This is a genomic window from Streptomyces sp. SM11 (assembly GCF_002910905.1).
GTDB lineage: Bacteria > Actinomycetota > Actinomycetes > Streptomycetales > Streptomycetaceae > Streptomyces.
On record NZ_NEUE01000186.1, the window covers coordinates 1 to 3,073 of the forward strand.

Genomic DNA, 3,073 nt, shown 5'->3' on the forward strand with positions numbered 1-3,073 from the left:
GGGGCCCGTATTTCAATAAGTGCTCGGCAGAGGAGTGTTGGTGGGAGGCTGAGATATGACTCCGTGTCTGTCAGGCCGCGTTGCCGTTCGTGCTCTGCGGGCCAAGTTCGATCAGATCCTGCCGCACTTCGATGAGCGCCGGCGTCGGTTGTACCTGGCCAGTGAGGCGACGGCCCTCGGCCGTGGCGGGATCGTCCGGGTCGCCGCCGCCTCCGGCACCAGCACTGCAACCATCGCGCGAGGTATGGCCGAGTTGGCCGGTTGCTCAGCACCGACCTTGCGGGTCCGGGCTCCAGGTGCCGGCCGCAAGCGGCTGACAGACACCGACCCTGGTCTGCTGCCCGCGCTGGAGTCGCTGATCGAGCCGCACACCCGAGGCGACCCCGTCTCCCCCTTGCGGTGGACCACGCTGTCGTTACGGGTCCTGGCCTCGACCCTCACCGCACAGGGCCACCCGGTCAGCGCTTCAGCTGTCGGACACCTGCTGCACACCCTGGGCTACAGCCTGCAGGGAACCGCGAAGACAACAGAGGGCATCAGCCATCCGGACCGCGATGCCCAGTTCACCCACCTCAATGCCACGGCCGCCGCGTTCCTCGACGATACCCAGCCGGTGATCAGCGTCGACACCAAGGCCAAGGAATGGCTCGGCAACCGGGACCGGCCCGGTCGCACCTGGCGACCGGGCAAGAACGCGATCAAGGTGGACTGCCACACATTCACCACCAACGAGCTGAACCGCCCCGGGTTCGGTAGAGATCTCAGATTGTGGTTGTGACCTGGGGTTTCGTGAGTTCGGTGTAGTAGTTGGTTTCGTATTCGACGGGTGGGACGTGGCCTATCTCACCGTGGAGTCTGCGGTGGTTGTACCAGTCGACCCACTCGGCAGTGGCGAGCTCAACTTGGGCGAGTGTCTTCCAGGGCCGTTGCGGCTTGATCAGCTCGGTTTTGAACAGGCCGATCGTGGACTCCATCAGGGCGTTGTCATACGCGTCGCCGACCGAGCCGATGGACGCGGCGATGCCGGCGGTCTTCAGATGTTCGGCGAGCCGGAAAGACGTGTATTGCGACCCGGCGTCCGAGTGATGTATCAACTCTCCAACTTTGACCGGCTGTTGATCGCGGTCGCGTTGCCAGAGGGCCATCTCCAGGGCGTCCAGGACGAAGACGGTCTCCTTCACGGTGGCCGCCGACCAGCCGACGATCCGGCGGGAAAAGGTATCCACGACGAAAGCGGCATAGACGACCGCTGACCAGGTCTTCACATGGGTGAAGTCCGCCACCCAGCACCGGTTCGGAGCGAGGGCGACGAAGTCGCGGTCCACCAGGTCGGGAGCCCGCTCGACCTGGCCGCCGGGGATCGTGGTGATGATCCGCTTGCCTCGTACCGCGCCCTGAATGCCGAGCTCGCGCATCAGGCGCTCGACGGTGCAGCGGGCCACCGCATGGCCCTGCCGGTTCAGTTCGCGCCAGACCTTCCGGGCTCCGTAGACTCGGTAGTTGGACGTGTAGACCTTCTGGATCTTCTCCTTGAGGTCCGTGTCGCGCACGCGGCGGGCGGAGGGCGTCTCGAGGCGTTTCTTGTGGGCGTAATACGTAGATGGGGCAATCTTGCAGTCGTGCTCAGTGAGCGTCCTGCAGATCGGCTCGACCCCGCCGAAGCGGTCCCGGTACTCGTCGATGAACGCTACGAGCGTGTGTGTGGCCGGTCGAGCTCGGCCGCGAAGAAACTCGCCGCGGCTTTCAGGATCTCGTTCGCCCGCTTCAGCTCGGCGTTCTCCTTCTTCAACGCCTTGAGCTGGGCAGACTCCTCCGTCGTCGTCCCGGGCCGCTGCCCGGTGTCGACCTCGTTCTGCTTCACCCAGTTCCGCAGCGTCTCGCGGGAACCGATGCCCAGCTTCTCCGTAACCGCCTGCAGTGCCGCGGTCTCGTTCGGGTAGTCGCCTCGGACCTCGGCGAACATGCGCACCGCGCGACGGCGCAGCTCAAGCGGGTAACGGGAAGGTCGTGCCATGACTCGAATCCTTACACGTGTTCGAGTCTCCACCAAACCCGGGGCGGTTCAAGCAGCCCATGGCGATCCCCTACGGGATCTACGACATTGCCAACAACAGCGGATGGGTCAACGTCGGCACCGACCACGACACCGCCCAGTTCGCGGTGGAGTCCATCCGACGCTGGTGGCAGCACCGCGGACGGGCGGACCACCCGAATGCCACCCGGCTCCTGATCACCGCCGACTCCGGCGGCTCCAACGACCCCCGCCGCTGGACCTGGAAGAGCAACCTTGCCACCTTCGCACGAGAGAGCGGCCTGGAGATCACGGTCTGTCACCTACCGCCGGGGACTTCGAAGTGGAACAAGATAGAACACCGGATGTTCTGTCACATCACCGCGAACTGGCGGGGGCGGCCCCTGACCAGCTACCAAGTCGTCCTCGAGACCATCGCCGCCACAACCACCAGGACCGGCCTGACCATCGGGGCCGAACTGGACACAGGCAGCTACGACCTCGGCATCAGCGTCACACCCGCCGAGTTCCACGCCCTTCCGATCACACCCAACGCCTTCCACGGTGACTGGAACTACACGCTGTCTCCCGTTCCACCGCGAGCGCCAGACGCGCCGGCAACGACACACCGGACCGACCCGGCCCTGACCGCGATGCTCACCGACCCGGCCCTGACCGGCATGTCACGAACCGCCTTCGAGCATCTGGTGGCGGTCTCGGAGCCTTTCTGGGACGCCTTGGCCGAGGCAGCATTCCAGCGACGCTTCCACCGCCCGCGCAGCTACCGCCACCCACAGACCAGCAGCGTGGACCACACCCACCGCCTCCTGGCAGCCATCCTGCGCCGCCGCAGAGCGGTGACCATGACGTTCCTGGCGCAACTACTGGGCGTCAACCGCACCAACCTGTCCATCCAGTACCAGGACGCGAAACGGCTCCTGGACATGCACCGGATCCTCGTCACGCCGATACCCGGATCGCCCGCCCGCACATTGGAACAGCTACACGCCCGAACAACCCCCGCGGAAACCCGTGACTGACAGTTATTGAAATACGGGCCCC

The 3,073-nt window shown here is 65.3% G+C and carries 1 protein-coding gene and 2 pseudogenes; 2 read left to right on the forward strand and 1 reads right to left on the reverse strand.

Annotated elements, in window-relative coordinates; all coding sequences use genetic code 11:
* Window positions 1-55: 55 nt before the first annotated feature.
* Window positions 56-733: pseudogene (locus B9S58_RS16995) on the forward strand (ISAzo13 family transposase); the annotation flags it as partial.
* 28 nt (window positions 734-761) lie between these two features.
* Here the strand turns inward: B9S58_RS16995 and B9S58_RS17000 are convergent.
* Window positions 762-2,014 (reverse strand): IS3 family transposase gene (locus B9S58_RS17000; RefSeq protein ID WP_103532944.1). Its coding sequence is split into 2 segments (ribosomal slippage): window positions 762-1,732 and window positions 1,732-2,014, totalling 1,254 coding nucleotides; the frame shifts between segments, so codons are not numbered across the junction.
* A 53-nt stretch (window positions 2,015-2,067) separates the two neighbouring features.
* Here B9S58_RS17000 and B9S58_RS17005 point away from each other — a divergent pair.
* A pseudogene (locus B9S58_RS17005) lies at window positions 2,068-3,047 on the forward strand (ISAzo13 family transposase); the annotation flags it as partial.
* Window positions 3,048-3,073: the final 26 nt, after the last annotated feature.